At 69.8% G+C, this 17,684-nt stretch carries 15 protein-coding genes and 2 pseudogenes; 9 read left to right on the plus strand and 8 right to left on the minus strand.

The window, feature by feature from the left end; all coding sequences use genetic code 11:
- Nucleotides 1-309 precede the first annotated feature (309 nt).
- Together ACIBJB_RS24450 and ACIBJB_RS24455 are read right to left on the minus strand one after the other, a co-directional pair.
- Nucleotides 310-918, minus strand: coding sequence for a hypothetical protein (locus ACIBJB_RS24450; RefSeq protein WP_398933231.1), 609 nt, complete (start codon nt 916-918; stop codon nt 310-312).
- Nucleotides 915-1,484, minus strand: coding sequence for an RNA polymerase sigma factor (locus ACIBJB_RS24455; protein WP_398933232.1), 570 nt, complete (start codon nt 1,482-1,484; stop codon nt 915-917). Before ACIBJB_RS24455 ends, ACIBJB_RS24450 begins: the two co-directional genes overlap by 4 nt.
- Before the next feature lie 271 nt (nt 1,485-1,755).
- Between ACIBJB_RS24455 and ACIBJB_RS24460 the strand changes: the two are divergent.
- Both ACIBJB_RS24460 and ACIBJB_RS24465 read left to right on the plus strand, forming a co-directional pair.
- A pseudogene (locus tag ACIBJB_RS24460) lies at nt 1,756-2,130 on the plus strand (TetR/AcrR family transcriptional regulator); the annotation flags it as partial.
- 538 nt (nt 2,131-2,668) lie between these two features.
- Entirely contained in the window at nt 2,669-3,547 is an 879-nt protein-coding gene (locus ACIBJB_RS24465; protein ID WP_398933233.1) for an alpha/beta fold hydrolase, read from the plus strand.
- 161 nt (nt 3,548-3,708) lie between these two features.
- On the opposite strand, the gene ACIBJB_RS24470 is transcribed toward ACIBJB_RS24465, so the two are convergent.
- From ACIBJB_RS24470 to ACIBJB_RS24480, 3 genes and pseudogenes are all read right to left on the minus strand, one after another.
- Nucleotides 3,709-4,119 carry a hypothetical protein gene (locus ACIBJB_RS24470; RefSeq protein WP_398933234.1) on the minus strand — a complete coding sequence of 137 codons (411 nt, stop codon included), beginning with the start codon at nt 4,117-4,119 and terminating at the stop codon, nt 3,709-3,711.
- Entirely contained in the window at nt 4,116-4,271 is a 156-nt protein-coding gene (locus tag ACIBJB_RS24475) for a hypothetical protein (RefSeq protein ID WP_398933235.1), read from the minus strand. Before ACIBJB_RS24475 ends, ACIBJB_RS24470 begins: the two co-directional genes overlap by 4 nt.
- A 313-nt stretch (nt 4,272-4,584) precedes the next feature.
- Nucleotides 4,585-4,866, minus strand: a pseudogene (locus tag ACIBJB_RS24480) (integrase); the annotation flags it as partial.
- 420 nt (nt 4,867-5,286) lie between these two features.
- Between ACIBJB_RS24480 and ACIBJB_RS24485 the strand changes: the two are divergent.
- The 6 genes from ACIBJB_RS24485 to ACIBJB_RS24510 all read left to right on the plus strand — a co-directional run bounded on the left by ACIBJB_RS24485 (nt 5,287) and on the right by ACIBJB_RS24510 (nt 10,565).
- A complete protein-coding gene (locus tag ACIBJB_RS24485; protein WP_398933236.1) occupies nt 5,287-6,321 on the plus strand; it encodes an IS110 family transposase in 1,035 nt (344 codons plus the stop codon).
- 32 nt (nt 6,322-6,353) lie between these two features.
- Nucleotides 6,354-7,652 carry a 4-carboxymuconolactone decarboxylase gene (gene pcaC / locus ACIBJB_RS24490; RefSeq protein WP_398933237.1) on the plus strand — a complete coding sequence of 433 codons (1,299 nt, stop codon included), beginning with the start codon at nt 6,354-6,356 and terminating at the stop codon, nt 7,650-7,652.
- Nucleotides 7,653-7,685: 33 nt separating this feature from the next.
- Nucleotides 7,686-8,321 carry an MBL fold metallo-hydrolase gene (locus ACIBJB_RS24495; RefSeq protein WP_398933238.1) on the plus strand — a complete coding sequence of 212 codons (636 nt, stop codon included), beginning with the start codon at nt 7,686-7,688 and terminating at the stop codon, nt 8,319-8,321.
- A gap of 30 nt (nt 8,322-8,351) precedes the next feature.
- Entirely contained in the window at nt 8,352-9,131 is a 780-nt protein-coding gene (locus tag ACIBJB_RS24500; protein WP_398933239.1) for an exodeoxyribonuclease III, read from the plus strand.
- 153 nt (nt 9,132-9,284) lie between these two features.
- On the plus strand, nt 9,285-9,692 hold the full coding sequence (locus ACIBJB_RS24505; RefSeq protein WP_266509876.1) for a DUF6278 family protein: 408 nt from the start codon (nt 9,285-9,287) through the stop codon (nt 9,690-9,692).
- Nucleotides 9,693-9,818: 126 nt separating this feature from the next.
- Nucleotides 9,819-10,565 (plus strand): amino acid ABC transporter ATP-binding protein, encoded by a 747-nt coding sequence (locus ACIBJB_RS24510; RefSeq protein ID WP_398933240.1) that lies wholly within the window; start codon nt 9,819-9,821, stop codon nt 10,563-10,565.
- A 171-nt stretch (nt 10,566-10,736) separates the two neighbouring features.
- Here ACIBJB_RS24510 and ACIBJB_RS24515 read toward each other — a convergent pair whose 3' ends face one another.
- Entirely contained in the window at nt 10,737-12,302 is a 1,566-nt protein-coding gene (locus ACIBJB_RS24515; RefSeq protein WP_398933241.1) for a CocE/NonD family hydrolase, read from the minus strand.
- A 116-nt stretch (nt 12,303-12,418) separates the two neighbouring features.
- The gene (locus tag ACIBJB_RS24520; protein WP_398933242.1) at nt 12,419-13,177 is read right to left on the minus strand and encodes a hypothetical protein; all 759 of its coding nucleotides are present in this window, start codon (nt 13,175-13,177) and stop codon (nt 12,419-12,421) included.
- Nucleotides 13,178-13,321: 144 nt separating this feature from the next.
- Between ACIBJB_RS24520 and ggt the strand changes: the two genes are divergently transcribed.
- Nucleotides 13,322-15,118 carry a gamma-glutamyltransferase gene (gene ggt / locus ACIBJB_RS24525; RefSeq protein ID WP_398933243.1) on the plus strand — a complete coding sequence of 599 codons (1,797 nt, stop codon included), beginning with the start codon at nt 13,322-13,324 and terminating at the stop codon, nt 15,116-15,118.
- 32 nt (nt 15,119-15,150) lie between these two features.
- Here ggt and ACIBJB_RS24530 read toward each other — a convergent pair whose 3' ends face one another.
- Complete coding sequence (locus tag ACIBJB_RS24530) at nt 15,151-17,673, minus strand: ATP-dependent Clp protease ATP-binding subunit (RefSeq protein ID WP_398933244.1); 2,523 nt, start codon at nt 17,671-17,673, stop codon at nt 15,151-15,153.
- Between the last annotated feature and the right edge of the window lie 11 nt (nt 17,674-17,684).

Below are 17,684 nucleotides of genomic sequence, written 5' to 3' on the forward strand. Positions count from 1 at the left end.
GGCGTCGACGTCGCCCGCGACGCCTCCGGCCGGTGGCGCCACCCCGCACGCCGGCACCGCGCCCGCCCCGACCTCTCTCCCACCGGCATCGCCCCCTGTAGCGCGCCGCTTCGCATCAGGCCGTCAGTGAAGGCGGGGGCGAGGGCGAGCGCTGGCTGCTACCTGGGGGCGGCGTCCGGTGACGTCCCCGCCCGGGCCGTCGGGCAGGGCGATGCGAGCGGTGACGCGTTTACCGACCGGCTCCCGCTGAACCTCGCAACGAGGCAACGGCAGACCTTGCGAGACGGAACAGCCGCCGAGCTTGTGCGCTCACTGCCCGTACGCCCGGTCGTAGAGGCTCCGCAGCTTCGGGGTGGCCTCGGCATCGCCGTAGCACACCGGGACCTTGCCGTCCTTGGCGTAGACGAGGTAGGTCTGGCCGACAGCGAACTCCTGGCCGAATGACTCCAGTTGTCCTTCGTGGGTGTTGTCGAGCCGGACGGTGGAGGCGTCTTCGCCGCGGTACCAGTGGTCCACTCGGAGGGTGACCTGGTCGCCGTCGACGGAGGTCGCGGTGCCCTCGAAAGCGGTCCTGTACTGGCGCAGGGTGGTGACGTCGAGTTCGGCGCACCCTGTGGCCGGGCCGCCGCCTGTGTCCTGCTGGACGGTCAGGACCAGCGGGGCGGCCACGGCCGGAGGAGTGTCGCGGGTCGCCGTGACTCCCCAGGTGATGCCGGCTCCCACCGTGAGCACAGCGGCGGCTGCTGCGGCCAGCAGCAGGGGGCGGCGGGGGCGGTCCGATGTGCGGGGGGAGGTGCGGACTGCGGTGTCGGCGGTCATGGTGGCCTCCAGGAGACGGTTGATGTCGGGCTGGGGAGCATCAGAGGTCCGCGCCGGGTCGATGGCCCTCATCCGGGCCAGCAGTTCTTCGTCGTTCACCGGTTGCTCCTTCCTTCACCCGTCTCATGTCCGGCCTTGTCATCATTCTTTCGGTCAAGCAGAGCGGCGAGTTTCTTCTTTGCCCTGTGCAGGCGAATGCTGACGGCGTTGGCGGTCAGTCCGGTCACTTCCGCTATTTCGCGCGAGGTCAGCCCCTCCCATGCCCAGAGCAGCACCACCTCACGGTCCAGGGCGCCGAGTGTGCCGAGTGCGGCGTGCAGTTCGGGGTGGTCGGCTTCCCCGGGCTTTGGCGGCGGGGCGGTACGGGTCAGCCGCTCCACCAGCCGGAGCCGGCGCCCGTCCGCCCGGCGGACGTTGGACAGGCAGCCGCGTGCGACGCCGTAACACCAGGGCAGCACGCCGTCGAGGTCGGTCACGGGGCCCTTCCCGAGCCCGGGCACGTCCTCGAGGCGGCGCCAGAGCACGAGCATCGTCTCCGCGAGGATGTCGTCCACCGCGTCGGCGTCCGCCCGGCGCAGCAGATACCGGTGCAGCGGCTCCGCCACCGCGCGCGCCAGCGCATCGAAGCGGGCTTCTCGGGCCCGGGCAAATTCCTGCTCCAGCATGGATTCCACACCCCCACCTGTCCGGCCGGGGCCTGTTCCTTTCATCGCCACGGGCACTGTACTTACCCAGCCCAAGGGAGGTCCGTCGCGCCGACCGAGGCGACGACCCCATCCCTGCCGTCCCGGCCTGCGAGGTCCGGCACGGGCAGGTCGGCCACGACCCTTCGCGCGCGTCCTCCCAGAGTTAGAAGCCGCTGCGGCAGAGATCCTCTACAACGCCGCCCAGCGGGCGCGGGCATGACCAGGGGCTGCACCGCGTCCCCGCCCGGACTTCGCGGCCGGACGCCTGCCGGCGGCGGACGACGGCCGTTCACCCCGCGAGCGGATCCTGCACGTCTTCGACCAGCTGGAGGAGCAGGCGGGTCTTCCCGAGTTCCGGGGCTGCCGGTACCTGGCTGTGCAGATCGAGCTCAAGAATCAGGCCCACCCCGCGAGCCGGGTCGCCCACCGGATCAAAGCGAACCTCACGGACTTCTTCCGTTCCGAGGCCGAACAGGGCGGCGCGAGCGATCCCGACCTGCTGGCCCGCCAGCTCATCCTGGTCTTCGACGGCGCCAGCGCCCGCGCGGGCATCCAGGCCGACAACCTGACCGGGCTCATCGCACCCACCGTGGCCAACCTGCTCGATGCGGCAGGCATGCACTGACGCATCCCCTTTCGAGCAGGCGCCGTGACCGTGCCCTCCCCAGGCCGATGGCTTCCACCCCCGATTCCCCGCAATCGAGGGGAGCCCGGTGGCTGTTAAGGGTGTTGACGGGCGTGCCGCGCGCCGGGAAGACCGTCGTCTCGTCGACATCAGCGCCCAACAGCAGGTAAGCGGTTTCCCAGGACCTCATGCAGTCGGCCTGGACCGCTTGGCCGCATCACCCTCGGCCTCGACGGCTGGCCACGGTGGCGTAGCCCTACACCTGCAGTTGGAGCGTTCAGGCGTGCCGTAGTAGCCCTTGAGGCCGGAATCGGCGACCGCCGTGCGGATGGCACCCTCGCGTCTCCCCTGTGCGCTGACCCTATTTGCTACGGATGGCAACCTCAGCCTTGCGCTCGGAAACCGACCGGTTTATGATGATGGAAACCGGTCGGTTTCTCAATAAATCCAAGGCCTGGTCCGTGGTCACGCCCCCCTTCGGGCGGGCCCTGTCCGAATCACCCGTCCGCAGCCGTTCAGACAAAGGGAAACTGACGAGATGCCCAGCTCAGAGCCACGTCCCACGATTCACATCCCGGGAACCACCAGCCACACCATCACCCCGCGCACAGGGCGTCGCAGCAACGAGGGAACACTGCGCTACCTCAAGGCGGGCACCGGTGCTCCCGTGGTCCTGCTGCACACCGTGCGCACCCAGGCCGAGCACTTCCGCTCCCTCATCCCCCTGATCTCGGACCAGTACACCGTGTACGCCCTCGACCTGCCGGGGATGGGCTACTCCGAGATCGTGCCCGGCGCCTCGTACGATGAGCCGGCCATGCGCGCGGGCGTCAAGCGGCTCCTGACCGAACTCGACCTTCACGACGTGACCCTGGTCGGGGAGTCCATGGGGGCGGTGCTCGCCCTGACCACCGCGGCCGACCTGCCGGAGCGGGTACGGCGCGTCGTCGCGGTGAACACGTACGACTTCCCCGGCGGGATCGCCCGCTCCAGTCTCCTCGCCCGTGTCGTGGTCGGCGGTGTTCTCACTCCAGGGGTGGGCCCGGTGATCGCCGGGGTGGAACCCAAGCCGGCCCTTCGCAGGATCCTGCAGGGCGGGCTGGTCGACAAGACCGCTCTGCGGGCTGACTACGTCGACGAGCTCCTCCAGGTGGGCAGCCGCCCCGGCTACCCGGCCGTCGCCCGGGCCGTGTACCAGAGCCTGCCCAGTCTCATCGCCGCCCGCTCGCGCTACCCCGAGGTCAAGGTGCCCGTCCACCTCGTCTACGGGGAGCAGGACTGGTCCCGGCCCTCGGACCGGCAGGCCGACAAGGAACTGCTGCCCGCCGCCGACTTCACACAGGTGCCGGGAGTAGGCCACTTCATCGCTCTGGAACGGCCCGGCATCCTCGCCGATCTGTTGAGCGCGGCGGCGTGACCGCTGCCCGACGTCCTGGCACGCAGAGGAACGGTGCAGAACCGGAGCGCCGCCGAGATCATGTGGCAGTGGGGCGCATCGTCGGCGATAGTGGCTGATCAGAGGTCTGGCCTGATGCGCATGGCGCCACCTGGGCATCGCCGCCGAGCGGGCCCGCAGCGTCACTCCTCGGACGGACGGAAGGCAACGACGTTGTCTGGGACCTGCGAGCGGGGCGCCGACTGGCTCTGCTGGTCGGTGAGGACCGCAGCGGCGAGGCTGAGCCGGGTGACCAGCTCCCGCAGCTCCTTGATCTCCCTTCGCTGGTTCGAGACGGTCTCCTTGAGCTTGACCACGGACTCGCGTAGTCGGCGCTCCGCCTCGGGGACCTGCTGCGCTTCGGTGCGTACCCGCTCGTAGAATTCGTTCTTCAGATCCGCGTGCCGCTTCATCAGGGCCATGCGGTGGACGTCGGCCTCGACGGCGAGGGCCGCGATGGTGAGACTGCCGTTGGAGGCGGTGGCCTGCCCGGCCAGGAGGCGGTCCATGGCCTCGCGGATGCGCGTGCGCTCGTCGGTGGGTTGCTCGGTCATCTCAGGACCTCGGCGGTGGCGGCGGCCTGGCGGAGCCGGGCGGCGTTGGCCCGCAGCCGGTTGCCGATGTGCATGGGTGCGTGCGCGGCGAGCTGGTCGATCTCGTCGGCGCGATCACGCAGTTGACTGGCGTGAGTGTCGGTGCGGGCCATGTTTGCGCAGCCTGCCCGGCAGTCGAGCACATTCGGCGAGGTCGCGTTCGGTGCGGGAAACGAAGCGCACGAACACCAGCAGTTGGCTCCAGTAGTGGTCGGCGGAGGAATGGCTCGTCCACCGACGCGACTGGGCAGCATAGAGCGCGGCCAGCGAGTGCTGCATACGCTCAGGGGCGGGGAGCTTCGCGAAGTCGAACTCCTTCTTCTCGCCGGCCTTGTTGCCTACCCGTCACTACCAGTCCGTCCCGGGGTTGCGGCGGTTCGGTGCGGTGGTCGGCCGGCGGTAACACGGCCCTCCGTCCCCGCCCGCTCATCTGGTCACCCCGAGCAGCGTGTCGACGTCCTGGATGCCGGCCGTCTCCCGAGCCAGCCGAGTGAACACGTCGTCGATGCCCTCGCCTCCCGAGCCCTGGCCGTTGGTGATCTCAGCAGTGGCGAGGATGGACTCCAGCTGCAGGTGCGCGACGGGCGCGAGGTAATGGCGCTTGGTCACCTCCACGTCCGCGTGCCCGAGGAGGGTCTTCACCAACCACCAGGGATCGCCGAACAGCAGCGCGAAGTCCCGCCGGTCTGCCGCGGTGAGCCCGTAGCGCGTCGTGCGCTGTTGTGGTCGGTTGGGATCCAGTTCTGGGTGTTGCGTGAGGGGGGGGTGAGCGTGTTCTGCGACCCCTGAGCGGAGGTGAGATGGGGGCGGGAGGATGAGTGGGTGCTGTCCCGGGCCTGGGGTCTGACTCATGACATGTTTGACCGAGGTGTCCTGATCTCACGGTGTCGGCTGTTGGCCGGGGATGGTGCGTTGTCGGTGCCGGGCTGGCGGGGTGTGTCCCGATAGGGGCTTGCCGATTGTTGTGGCGTCCTCACGATTCTGACCACCCGACGCGGTCCGGTACCGGCAACGCGACGCGCCGTCGGACCGGAAAGGGGAACGGGCATGTCGAGATCGACCATGTCCAGTACGCCGCCTGCTCCGCAGACCCGCCGTCGTCGCCCTGCGGGGGAGGTGGTTTTGGGAGTGGACACGCACCGGGACGCTCATGTGGCTGCGGTGCTCTCCGTGATGGGGACAGTGCTTGCCACTGACGAGTTCCCGGCCACCGCGGCCGGGTACTGCGATCTGCTGAAGTGGGCCAGGAAGTCGGGAGCCGTGAAGCGGGCCGGGGTGGAGGGCACCGGCTCCTATGGGGCTTCCTTGTCGCGCTATCTGCTGGCCCAGGGCATAGACGTGTTTGACGTGAATCGGATGGATCGGGCAGATCGCCGTCGGCGCGGCAAATCGGATCCGCTTGATGCTCAGAACGCGGCGCGAGCCGTATTGAGCGGGCGTGCCTGCGCCCGGGCGAAAGCGGGCGACGGGCCGGTGCAGATCGCGAGAATGTACAAACTCACGAAGGTGTCGGCCGTCAAATCGCGCACGCAGGCCATCAATCAGCTCAAGTCCGTCCTGATTACTGCCGATCCTGCCTTGCGGGAAGAACTGGCCGGACTGGGCAATGCCGAACTCTTCCGGGCCTGTGCGCGGTTCGCCGACGTGAGCAGTTGCGAGGAGGACGGTGAGGAGTCGGTGCTGCAGGCCACTCGGATCACGCTGGGTCTGCTGGCTCACCGGATCGGCCAGCTCTCCGAGCAGATCCGGGAGGTGGACGTTCGTCTGGCCCGGCTCGTGGAATGTCATGCCCCGCAGCTGCTCGACGTGGTGGGGATCGGTCCGGACACGGCCGTCGCCCTGCTGATCACGGTGGGGGACAACCCGGAACGCCTGGACAGTGAGGCGTCCTTCGCCGCCCTGTGCGGGGTCAGTCCCGTCGAGCGTTCCTCCGGACGCCGGCAGTACCGTCGCCTCAACCGCGGCGGCGACCGTCAGGCCAATGCCGCGCTCCATCGCATCGTGTTCACCCGTCTACGGGTCGACCCGCGCACTCAGGACTACTACGAGCGCCGGATCAAGGAGGGCAAGACCCGGCGCGAAATCGTCCGTTGCCTCAAACGCTACGCTGCCCGGGAGGTCTTCCACCTGGTCAAACAGCTACAGCCAGGACCCCGCTTATAGGGGCTGTCGTGACAGATGAGAGGCTCAGACGGGTGAGCGAGACACCACCGAACACCCTGCAATACCGCTTTGACGGGCCAGAAGACGCACCTGTCCTGATCCTGGGTCCCTCCCTGGGTACCACATGGCACATGTGGGACCGCCAGGTCCCGGAGCTGGTCAAGCAGTGGCGCATCTTCCGGTTCGACCTGCCGGGGCATGGCGGCGCGCCCGCGTACCCGGCGGGCTCGGTCCGCGATCTCACCGACCGATTGCTCGCCACGCTCGACCGGTTCGGTGTGCAGCGCTTCGGCTACGCGGGCTGCGCGTTGGGCGGCGCGGTCGGCATGGAAATGGCGCTGCGCCACCCGGAGCGGCTCGCCTCGCTCGCCCTGATCGCCGCCTCGCCCCGCTTCGGCACGGCCGACGAGTTCCGCCAGCGCGGGGTGATCGTACGGACGAACGGGCTCGATCCCATCGCCCGCACCTCGCCCGAGCGCTGGTTCACCTCCGGGTTCGCCGCCGCCCAGCCCGCGATCACCGAGTGGGCCGTGCAGATGGTCCGCACCACCGATCCGGGGTGCTACATCGCGGCCTGCGAGGCGCTCGCCGCGTTCGACGTGCGGGCCGACCTCGCGCGGGTCGGGGTGCCGACCCTCGTCCTCGTCGGCTCCGACGACCAGGTCACCGGCCCCGCCGAGGCCCGCACCCTGGTCGCGGGCATTCCGGACGCCCGGCTGGCCGTCGTGCCCGGCGCCTCCCACCTGGTGCCGGTCGAGCAGCCCGCGGCCGTCACCGACCTGCTGGTCAGACACTTCTCCACCGCCTGGCAGCCCGCCTTCGACTCGGCCACCGGCCAGACCGCGATCCCCCCGAACCCGCTCAACCCGGTCCTGACGGCCGCGCCGCCGCAACCCGTGCCGATCGCCGAGATCGCGCCGGCCGCCCCCGCCCCCCAGTCGGGGACTCGTCCCGACCCGTACGACGCCGGCATCAAGGTGCGCCGTGAGGTGCTCGGCGACGCGCACGTCGACCGGGCGCTCGCGCAGGCCGACGAGTTCTCCGGTGACTTTCAGGAGTTCATCACCCGCTACGCCTGGGGCGAGATCTGGGACCGGCCCGGCCTCGACCGCCGCTCGCGCAGCTGTGTCACCCTCACCGCCCTGGTCGCGGGCGGACATCTGGACGAGCTCGCCTTCCACACCCGGGCCGCCCTGCGCAACGGCCTCACCCCGTCCGAGATCAAGGAAGTGCTCCTCCAGGCGGCCGTGTACTGCGGTGTCCCGGCGGCCAACAGCGCGTTCAAGGTGGCCCAGCAGGTGATCCGCGAGGAGACCACGCCGACCGAGTGAGCCGGGCGCTTCGCCCGGAGGCAGGATGGACCCATGAAGCTCACGAAGATGTCGCACTCCTGTGTCCGCCTGGAGAAGGACGGACAGACGCTCGTCCTCGACCCCGGCGCCTTCAGCGAGGAGGACGCCGCCCTCGGCGCGGACGCGATCCTCGTCACCCACGAGCACTTCGACCACTTCAGTGAGGAACGGCTGCGGACGGCCCTGGACGCCAACCCGGCCGTGGAGATCTGGACGCTGAAGTCGGTCGCCGAGAAGATCTCGACCGCTTTCCCGGGCCGGGTGCACACCGTCGGCCACGGCGACACCTTCACCGCCGCCGGTTTCGACGTCCAGGTCCACGGCGAACTGCACGCCGTGATCCACCCGGACATCCCGCGCATCACCAACGTCGGCTACCTCGTCGACGGCGGCCGGATCTTCCACCCCGGCGACGCCCTCACCGTCCCCGACCACGCCGTCGAGACGCTGATGCTCCCGGTCATGGCCCCCTGGAGCAAGATCTCCGAGGTCATCGACTACGTCCGTGAGGTCAAGCCCCAGCGCGCCTACGACATCCACGACGCCCTTCTCACGGACCTGGCTCGCCCGGTCTACGACAACCAGATCGGCGCCCTCGGTGGCGCGGAGCACCTGCGGCTGCAGCCGAGGGAGAGCACGGCACTCTGAGTGTCAGTGCCGCCCGGTAGGTTGTTGGGCATGCGCATCGCGACCTGGAACGTCAACTCGATCACCGCCCGTCTCCCGAGGCTGCTGGCCTGGCTGGAGAGCACCGGCACCGACGTGCTGTGCCTCCAGGAGGCCAAGATCGCCGAGGAGCAGTTCCCGTTCGACCAGCTGCGCGAGGCGGGCTACGAGGCGGCGGTGCACGCGACGGGCCGGTGGAACGGCGTGGCGGTGATCTCCCGGGTGGGCCTGGAGGACATCGTCAAGGGCCTGCCCGGCGACCCCGGTTACGACGGCGCCGCGGAGCCCCGTGCCATCTCCGCGACCTGCGGCCCGGTCCGCGTCTGGTCGGTCTACGTGCCGAACGGCCGCGAGGTCGACCACCCGCACTACGCCTACAAGCTCCAGTGGTTCGAGGCCCTCAGGGCCGCCGTGGCCGGTGACGCCGCGGGCAGCCGCCCCTTCGCGGTCCTGGGCGACTACAACGTGGCGCCGACGGACGACGACGTCTACGACGTGGCCGCCTTCAAGGGCGTCACCCACGTCACCCCGGCCGAGCGCGCGGCCCTCGCCTCCCTGCGCGAGGCGGGCCTGTCGGACGTGGTCCCGCGGCCCCTCAAGTATGACCACCCGTTCACGTACTGGGACTACCGCCAGCTCTGCTTCCCCAAGAACCGCGGCATGCGCATCGACCTGGTGTACGGCAACGAGCCCTTCGCGAAGGCCGTCACCGACGCGTACGTCGACCGGGAGGAGCGCAAGGGCAAGGGCGCGTCCGATCATGCGCCGGTGGTCGTGGACCTGGACGTCTAGACCCCACGACAGGGACGAAAGGCGCATCGCGCCGCCAAGGAGACATCAGCGGCCCCCTCAACGTGCCATGCGCGGACTCGGTGCGAAGTCGACCGGAAACGAGGGCCCGCGCGCCTGTGGTGCATGCGGCCGGGTGAGTGACACGCTGGACGTATGAAGATCCCTTTTCTGGGCGGCCGGAGTGAGAAGCCCGGAACCCGCGACCCCGAGGGCATCGCCGAACTCCTCTCCGAGTGCGAGCTCCTGCGCTCCCACGCGTCCCGTTCAGGTGTCCGACTGGACGACACCGCGGCCTCGTTGGAGGCGCTCGATCAGCTGGTGCCGGGCTGGCGCGACGACGAGGAGATCCTGCTCTGGCTCGGCAACGACGCCGGGCTCTACCTGGGCACGGTCATCGTGCGGACCGTACCCGGAGCGGCCTGGGATCTGCGTTCGGACGGCCAGCCCGTGATCCGGCTGGAGTCCGGCCGTGAGTTCGACGTCGTGGCCTCAGGACACGAGTGGGCCGCGAGCGGCGTGCCCGAGCTGTCCCAGCTCTACGCGGAGGTCGCCGAGGAGTGAAACCGTGGCCGTAAGTGCGGCGTAAATACGGCTTATGACCGAAAAGTGCGTGTCGTTCCTCAAGTGCGATCTTGCCTCGATAGGTTGCGGCAACCACGACACAGCTGAGAGTGAGTAGGGCTGGGTATGGCCGTCGTCGATCCGTTGATCGAACTGCGTGACGTCAACAAGTACTACGGGGAGCTGCATGTCCTGCAGGACATCAACCTCACCGTCGGCAAGGGGGAGGTGGTCGTGGTCATCGGCCCTTCGGGGTCGGGCAAGTCCACGCTCTGCAGGACGATCAACCGCCTGGAGACCATCAAGTCCGGTTCCATCACGCTCGACGGGCAGCCGCTGCCCGAGGAGGGCAAGGCCCTCGCGAAGCTCCGTGCCGAGGTCGGCATGGTCTTCCAGTCCTTCAACCTGTTCGCCCACAAGACGGTCCTGCAGAACGTCTCGCTGGGCCAGGTCAAGGTCCGGGGGCGCAAGAAGGAGCAGGCCGACCGTCGCTCCCGCGAACTCCTCGACCGGGTGGGCCTCGCCGACCAGGCCGACAAGTACCCGGCCCAGCTCTCCGGCGGCCAGCAACAGCGCGTGGCCATCGCCCGTGCCCTTGCCATGGAGCCCAAGGCCCTGCTCTTCGACGAGCCCACCTCGGCCCTCGACCCGGAGATGATCAACGAGGTGCTGGAGGTCATGCGGCAACTGGCCCAGGAGGGCATGACCATGGTCGTCGTCACCCACGAGATGGGCTTCGCACGCTCGGCCGCCAACCGCGTGGTGTTCATGGCCGACGGCCGTATCGTCGAGGACCGAGCCCCCGACGACTTCTTCACCAACCCCGACAGCGAGCGCGCCAGGGACTTCCTCTCCAAGATCCTCAAACACTGAGAGGGGGCGCGGCCATGTCCTTGAACCTCGACTACGATGGTCCGCCCCTCCCCACGGTGACGGCGACCGAGCCTCCAGGGTCGCCGCTGCCGGGTCGGGGGTCCCCCCACGGCCCTTGAACCGCAGGGGGCGGCAGTCACAGAGCCATACCCGCCCGGCGCCGGCCGGAGATCACTGCTCGCGCAGCGGAATCGACACGTACGACGGGTCGTTCGACGGCGAGGAGAAGGTCAGCTGGGCGCCGGACGGGTTGTGCTCGATGTAGAGCGGGTCAACTGTGTCGACCACCAGGGCCAGTCGGTGCCCTGCCGGGACGTCGTAGGCCGTGGAGAACAGCTCCAGGTCGACTCCGATCGGCTTCCCGGGCGTCTGCCCGTGGAAGGTGTAGGGCGCGTGGGAGACCAGCTTGCCGAGGCCGAGCGGCCCCACGTCGTAGAGGTAGGCGACGAGGGTGCCGCTCTCCTTGGTGGGCGTCACCGTGGTGTGCAACTTCGCGGTGCCGCGGACCTGTTGGGCGGTCGGGTACTTCTCCGACTGCCATACGGCGGCCCAGCGGCGGGGGAGCAGGGGGATCGACGCAACCGGGGGAGCCTGGGCGATCTGGTCGAGGATGCTGGACAGGAAGACGATCCCGCCGTCGGCGCCCGAGTCGACGTTGGTGTGGATCGTGGTGGTGCCCGAGAGGGCGATCTTCTTGCGGGTCGCGCCGACCGACTTCCAGTCCGGATAGCCCTCGTAGCCGCCTGCGGAACGGGACTTGAGCCGGACCGGCTCCTCGCGGTCGATCCCGTTGTCCGCGCCCTTGAGGTAGTGGTCGAACCAGCGCTCGGTGTCGGTCCACACGTCGTTGGGCAGACCGAACAGCCCGGTCAGCTCGGCGGTGGCGTGGTCGCCGGGGCGGAACTCCAGTCTCTTCGGGCCGGTCAGCTTCTCGTAGAAGTCCGCGTACTGGTTGGGCGCGAAGACCGTGTCGCCCCACGCGTTGGCCATCATGACCGCCGCGCCGTTCTGGTTGAGTTGGTCCACGTATGTGGCGGCCGAACGTTTCTTCCCCCAATCGATCATCTCCTGCTCCTTCGACAGGTTCGACGCGTAGAAGTTGTCGAAGATCTGCCGGAGTTCGGCGCTCTGGCGGCCGGTGACGAGGCTCGCGCCGTCCAGTAGGGCCCCGGCCTGGACGTGCTGGGTGCGGCCGGAGTAGATCGAGTCGATCAGGTCCGCCCAGCCGCTGAGAGACGCGACCGCCTTGACGCGCTTGTCCTTGGCGGCGGTGAGCAGGCTGATGCCGGCGCCGTAGGAGACGCCCGCCATGCCGATGTGCCGGTCGTCCGCGGGGGTGTTGGCGAGTGCCCAGTCGATGACCTTGGAGGCGTCGGCGGTGTCGGGAGGGCCCGCCACCTGTATCTCCCCGCCCGACTGCCAGAAGCCGCGGACGTTGTAAGTGACCACGACGTAACCGGAGTTCGCGAGCTTCTGGGCCTGGGCGAGGTACTCGACCTGCGGCAGGCCCCAGCTCGTGGGCAGGACGAGCAGCGGGTAGCGCCGGGTGCCGTCGGCTCCGGCGGGCGTGACGACGTTCGCCTTGAGGACCGTGCCGCCGTCACCGGCGATGTCGACGAACCGGATGGCGTCCGCCGCCCGGGCGGTGGGGGCGAGTCCGAGGGCGCTACCGGCGATCAGAGTCGCGGAGACGGCGCCCACGGTGGTCGTACGCAGGGCCTTGCGAGGGTGTCCCACGGGTCACTCCCTACTCGTGTCACTGCAAAGTGACCAGACGGTAACCTCGACGCTTTACCGGAGGTAACCCGTCGGTAAGTTACGTGGGAGTAACGATTGTTGTGGTGTGAATCAATTCAGGAGGCGCGGTGGGAGTTGCGTGGAGCCGCCGGGGCCGGAAGGGGGGTCTTGGCCTCCCGGGTCACGTCCGCGACCAGCTCCACGACGTCCGGCCCGTAGGCCCCGGAGTTGACCACCTTCAGCAGCAGCACGAAGGTGCTGTCGCCGTACTTGCGGGTCAACCGCTCCTGGTTGCGGGCCAGATAGCGGGTCGCCGCCTGGTTGGTGATCGCGGTCTGGCCGCAGAACAGGAAGACCGGCCGGGCGCCGTTGCTCTGGTCCACGGTGAGCCGGGCGAGGAGCGCGTACTCGGAGGTGCCGACCTCCACCCGGTAGCGCTCGGTGCCGATCTGGAAGGCGCCGCGGTCCGGGCTCGGCTCGGCGTCCACGTTCACGCGGATGCCGGGCAGCAGAGACGAAAGGTGCGCGGCCATACGGCGGTTCGAGGCCGGCCCGCCCACACAGAACTCGGTGCGCTCGCCGAAGCCCTGCCGTGCCGCGTCGTGCGGGAGGACCTGGGCGTGCGCGTTGCAGTCCTTGATGAGCGCGGCGAGCTCCAGGAGGGCGAACACGTCGTAGCGCATCACCGCGAGGTCCGGGCCGCCCGCGCCGCGGTTCACGACCAGGAGCGACTCGGAGTTGTCCGGCAGCCCGAAGAAGGCCTGCTTGCGGCGGAGCTTCCGCTTCCACAGATACGTCCGGGCGAGCCAGCCGAGCGCGGCACTGAGGCCGGCCGCCACCACGCCCAGGACGATATTGCGCACGTCGTCAGTCATGTGCGCGCATGGTAGCGGGCCGACACCGTTGGTACGTACCGGTGTTCGAAGTGTGGCATTTGCATGACACCTGACCCGAAGAGGGCTGTCGGGGCCCCGGTGATGTGGTTACGCTGCGCGGACGGTCCTGGCCTGGAGGTACGGATGCGTCGCCCTGTCGCACGGAAACTGTCGGTCCTGGCGGTCTCGGCCGCCGTGGTGTCGGTGGGGGCGGCAGCGCCGCCGCAAGCCACCTCGACACCCGAGAAAGTACCCGTCGCCGTCGGCTACGGCGGCGCCGTCTCCAGCGTCGACGCGGACGCCTCCGCCGCCGGCATCGAGGTCCTGAGGAACGGCGGCAACGCGGTCGACGCGGCCGTCGCCACCGCCGCCGCGCTCGGCGTCACCGAGCCGTACTCCTCCGGCATCGGCGGGGGCGGCTACTTCGTCTACTACGACGCCAAGTCCCGTACGGTCCACACGATCGACGGCCGCGAGACGGCACCGCTGACCGCCGACTCCGACCTCTTCCTCGAGAACGGCAAGCCGCTCGCCTTCGCCGACGCCGTCAGCAGCGGACTGAGCGTCGGCACCCCGGGCACGCCGGCCACCTGGGCCACGGCGCTGGGCCAGTGGGGCAGCAGATCGCTCGGCAACGTCCTGAAGCCCGCCGAGCGGATCGCCCGTCAGGGCTTCGTCGTCGACGACACCTTCCGCTCGCAGACCGCGTCCAACGAGACGCGGTTCCGCTACTTCCCGGACACGGCGAAGCTGTTCCTTCCGGGCGGGCAGCTGCCGGCCGTCGGCTCCACGTTCAAGAACCCCGATCTCGCACGCACCTACGCGGAGTTGGGCCGCAAGGGCGTCGGCGCGATCTACCACGGCGACCTCGGTGACGACATCGTCGACACCGTGAACAACCCGCCGGTGGACCCGGGCTCAGGGTGGAACGCGCGGCCGGGGGACCTGTCCGAGAAGGACCTCGCCGCCTACCGGGCCAAGCTCCAGAAGCCGACCAGCACCTCGTACCGGGGGCTCGGCGTCTACTCCATCGCGCCCTCCTCCTCCGGCGGCACGACGGTCGGTGAGGCCCTCAACATCCTCGAGAACACCGACCTCTCGAAGGCCAGTGAGGTCCAGTACCTGCACCACTACATCGAGGCCAGCCGGATCGCCTTCGCGGACCGGGGGCGCTGGGTCGGCGACCCCGCCTTCGAGGACGTACCGACGAAGGAGCTGCTGTCGCAGCGGTTCGCCGACTCGCGGGCCTGTCTGATCAAGGACGACGCGGTGCTCACGAGCCCACTGGCGCCGGGGGACCCGCGCGATCCCGCGGCCTGCTCGGACGGGGGCACGGCGGCTCCGACGACGTACGAGGGCGAGAACACCACGCATCTGACGGTGGCCGACAAGTGGGGGAACGTCGTCGCCTACACGCTGACCATCGAGCAGACCGGTGGCAGCGCGATCACCGTGCCCGGGCGCGGCTTCATCCTCAACAACGAGCTGACGGACTTCTCCTTCGCTCCGGCCAACCCGGCCGTTCACGACCCGAACCTGCCCGGCCCCGGCAAGCGGCCCAGGTCCTCGATCTCGCCGACGATCGTGCTCGACCGGCACAACAAGCCCGTGGTGGCGCTCGGTTCGCCCGGCGGGGCGACCATCATCACCACCGTGCTGCAGGTACTGACCGAGTTCGTGGACCGTGGACTGCCGCTCGTGGACGCGATCGCCGCGCCTCGGGCGAGTCAGCGCAATGCCGCACAGACCGAGCTGGAGCCGGCCCTGTACAGCAGTGGGGTGCGGTCCCAGCTGGAGGCGATCGGGCACTCGTTCAAGCTGAATCCGGAGATCGGGGCGGCGACAGGGGTGCAGCGGTTGCCGGGCGGGAAGTGGCTGGCGGCCGCTGAGACCGTTCGCCGGGGCGGCGGCTCCGCGCAAGTGGTGCACCCCGCGCCGTAGGGGTCCGAAGGTGCGCGGGGCTGCTCGCGCACCTACGGAGTCCCGGTGAACGTCAAGCCGCCTGCCTCCGTGTCCACCGTCACCCGGCCGCCGTCCGCGATCCTGCCGTCCAGGAGGAGGCGGGACAGCTGGTTGTCCACCTCCCGCTGGATCGTGCGGCGCAGCGGCCGGGCGCCGTACTCCGGCTGGTAGCCGCGTTCGGCGAGCCAGTCCACCGCGCTGTCGGTGAAGTCGACCGAGACGCCCTGGGCGTGCAGCAGGCGGCGGGTCCGCTCCAGCAACAGCCTGGTGATCTCACGCAGTTGATCACCCGTCAGCTGGCGGAAGACGACGATCTCGTCGATCCGGTTCAGGAACTCGGGACGGAAGTGCTCGCGCAGGGGGCGCAGGATCCGCTCCCGTCGGGCCTCCTCGTCCGAGTCCGCTCCGCCCGGCCCGAAGCCGATGCCCGCACCCCTGCGGGTGATCGCCTCCGAGCCCAGGTTGCTCGTCATCACGATGACGGTGTTGGTGAAGTCGACCGTGCGGCCCTGGGAGTCGGTCAGCCGTCCGTCGTCCAGGACCTGGAGGAGGATGTTGAACACATCCGGGTGGGCCTTCTCCACCTCGTCCAGGAGCAGCAGCGAATAGGGGTGCCTGCGGACCACCTCGGTGAGCTGGCCCGCCTCCTCGTGGCCGACGTATCCGGGCGGGGCGCCCACCAGACGGCTGACCGTGTGCCGTTCCTGGTACTCGCTCATGTCCAGCCGGACCATGCGCTCCTCGCTGCCGAACAGGGAATCGGCGAGGGCCCGGGCCAGTTCGGTCTTGCCGACGCCCGTCGGGCCGAGGAAGAGGAAGCTGCCGATCGGGCGGTCCGGGCTCGCGAGGCCCGCGCGGGAGCGCAGCACGGCGTCCGAGACGACCCGTACGGCCTCGTCCTGGCCGACCACCCGCTCGTGCAGGTGCTGCTCCAGGCCGAGAAGGCGGTCCTTCTCCTCCTCGGTGAGGCTGCTGACCGGGATGCCCGTCAGCCGGGACACCACCTGGGCGATGGCCTCCGCGGTGACCTCCAGGTGCTGGCCCTCGTCGGCCTCGTCGTGTCCGGTGGCCTCGCCGATCCGCTGCTTCAACTCCGCGATGCGATCGCGCAGTTGTGTGGCCTGCTCGTACTGCTCGTCGGCGACCGCCTGGTCCTTGTCCCGGGTCAGCTGCTCGACCTCGCGCTCCAGGGCCCGTACGTCTGTGCCCTTGGTCCGCGCGCGAAGGCGAACCCGCGCCCCCGCCTGGTCGATGAGGTCGATCGCCTTGTCCGGCAGGCGGCGGTCGGGGAGATAGCGGTCGGACAGCTCCACGGCGGCCACCAGCGCCTCGTCGGTGTAGCGGACCTGGTGGTGGGCCTCGTAGCGGTCGCGCAGCCCGCGCAGGATCTCGATCGCGTCCGCCGCGGTGGGCTCCGGCACCAGGATGGGCTGGAAGCGGCGGGCCAGGGCCGCGTCCTTCTCGATCCTGCGGAACTCCTCCAGGGTGGTCGCGCCCACGATGTGCAGTTCGCCGCGGGCCAGGGCGGGCTTGAGGATGTTTCCGGCGTCCAGCGAGCCGCCCTCGCCGCCCCCGCCCGCGCCGACGACCGTGTGCAGTTCGTCGATGAAGACGATCAGCCGGTCGGAGTTCTCGCGGATCTCGCCCACGATGTTCGTCAGACGCTCCTCGAAGTCGCCCCGGTAGCGGGTGCCGGCCACCACCCCGGTCAGGTCGAGGGCGAAGACCCGACGCCCGGTCAGCACGTCGGGCACATCCCCGTCGACGATCCGCTGTGCCAGGCCCTCCACGATGGCGGTCTTGCCGACGCCCGCGTCGCCGATGAGCACCGGGTTGTTCTTGCCACGCCGGGACAGCACCTCGATGGTCTGCTCGATCTCCTCGTCCCGTCCGATCACCGGGTCGATACGGCCCTGGCGGGCCAGGTCGGTCAGATCGCGGCCGTACTTGTCGAGGGTGGGCGTGCCCGTGCTGCGCGGTGCCTCGCCGCGGGGCTGTCCGGAATCCGGGGCCGTCTCGGGCGGCAGACCGGTGGAGGAGAACCGCGCCGAGTTCAGGATGTGCCCGGCGGCCGAGTCGGGGTTCGCCGCCAGGGCGCTCAGGACGTGCTCCGGGCCGATGTAACCGGCGCCGCGGGCCCGGGCCAGGTCGTGTGCGTCCAGCAGGGCCCGCTTGGCGGCCGGGGTCAGGGACAGCGAGGTGGGTGGCGGGGCCTCTTCCGGCTGGTGCTGGACGGGGCCGGAGCGTTCGTCGATCTCCGAGGCGAGGGAGTCGGGATCGGCGCCGGCCCGGCTCAGCAGGGTCCGGGTCGGCTCGGCGGCGAGCGCGGCGCGCAGCAGGTGCTGGGTGTCCAGATCCCGGCTGCCGTGCTCGGCGGCGTACTGGGCGGCGCCCCGCACCAGCTCCCGGGCCGGCTGGCTCAGCAGCTGGCCGATGTTGATCTGCCGGGGGCCGGGACGCGGTCCGCCGAAGAAACGGGCGAGAAACTCTCCGAAGGCGTCGTAGCCTTCCGGTCCGCTGAATCCGCTGGTCATGGCGTTCCCAT

Origin of the sequence: Streptomyces sp. NPDC050759 (assembly GCF_044456945.1) — a bacterium.
In the GTDB taxonomy this organism is placed as follows: Bacteria; Actinomycetota; Actinomycetes; order Streptomycetales; family Streptomycetaceae; genus Streptomyces.

What these genes read in the sequence shown, in the direction of transcription:
- ACIBJB_RS24520 (WP_398933242.1), bottom strand. Translation starts at nt 13,177, where the DNA reads ATGACTGACGACGTGCGCAATATCGTCCTGGGCGTGGTGGCGGCCGGC.
- ggt (WP_398933243.1), top strand. Translation starts at nt 13,322, where the DNA reads ATGCGTCGCCCTGTCGCACGGAAACTGTCGGTCCTGGCGGTCTCGGCC.
- ACIBJB_RS24510 (WP_398933240.1), top strand. Translation starts at nt 9,819, where the DNA reads ATGGCCGTCGTCGATCCGTTGATCGAACTGCGTGACGTCAACAAGTAC.
- ACIBJB_RS24475 (WP_398933235.1), bottom strand. Translation starts at nt 4,271, where the DNA reads ATGGCCCGCACCGACACTCACGCCAGTCAACTGCGTGATCGCGCCGAC.
- ACIBJB_RS24455 (WP_398933232.1), bottom strand. Translation starts at nt 1,484, where the DNA reads ATGCTGGAGCAGGAATTTGCCCGGGCCCGAGAAGCCCGCTTCGATGCG.
- ACIBJB_RS24500 (WP_398933239.1), top strand. Translation starts at nt 8,352, where the DNA reads ATGCGCATCGCGACCTGGAACGTCAACTCGATCACCGCCCGTCTCCCG.
- ACIBJB_RS24530 (WP_398933244.1), bottom strand. Translation starts at nt 17,673, where the DNA reads ATGACCAGCGGATTCAGCGGACCGGAAGGCTACGACGCCTTCGGAGAG.
- ACIBJB_RS24470 (WP_398933234.1), bottom strand. Translation starts at nt 4,119, where the DNA reads ATGACCGAGCAACCCACCGACGAGCGCACGCGCATCCGCGAGGCCATG.
- ACIBJB_RS24505 (WP_266509876.1), top strand. Translation starts at nt 9,285, where the DNA reads ATGAAGATCCCTTTTCTGGGCGGCCGGAGTGAGAAGCCCGGAACCCGC.
- ACIBJB_RS24465 (WP_398933233.1), top strand. Translation starts at nt 2,669, where the DNA reads ATGCCCAGCTCAGAGCCACGTCCCACGATTCACATCCCGGGAACCACC.
- ACIBJB_RS24495 (WP_398933238.1), top strand. Translation starts at nt 7,686, where the DNA reads ATGAAGCTCACGAAGATGTCGCACTCCTGTGTCCGCCTGGAGAAGGAC.